This is a genomic window from Acinetobacter sp. I-MWF, from assembly GCF_025433935.1.
Taxonomy (GTDB): Bacteria; Pseudomonadota; Gammaproteobacteria; order Pseudomonadales; family Moraxellaceae; genus Acinetobacter; species Acinetobacter guillouiae.
This window is the reverse complement of the sequence record NZ_JAMBAR010000019.1, coordinates 1-315: the sequence shown is the minus strand read 5'-3', so window position 1 is coordinate 315 and position 315 is coordinate 1. Positions and strand designations below refer to the sequence as shown.

At 62.5% G+C, this 315-nt stretch carries 1 pseudogene; it reads left to right on the top strand.

What is annotated here, in order from left to right:
* Positions 1–315, top strand: a pseudogene (gene secA, locus M2R48_RS21170) (preprotein translocase subunit SecA); the annotation flags it as partial.

Genomic DNA, 315 nt, shown 5'->3' with positions numbered 1-315 from the left:
CCAGATCAAAGCCGACTGGCAGAAACGCCACCAGGCGGTGCTGGAGTCCGGCGGCCTGCAGGTGATCGCGTCCGAGCGTCACGAATCGCGCCGTATCGACAACCAGCTGCGTGGTCGTGCCGGTCGTCAGGGTGACGCCGGTTCCAGCCGTTTCTACCTGTCCCTGGAAGACAGCCTGATGCGTATCTTCGCCTCGGATCGGGTGAAGAACTTCATGAAAGCCCTGGGCATGCAGTCCGGTGAAGCGATCGAGCACCGCATGGTGACCAACGCCATCGAGAAGGCCCAGCGCAAGGTCGAAGGCCGCAACTTCGA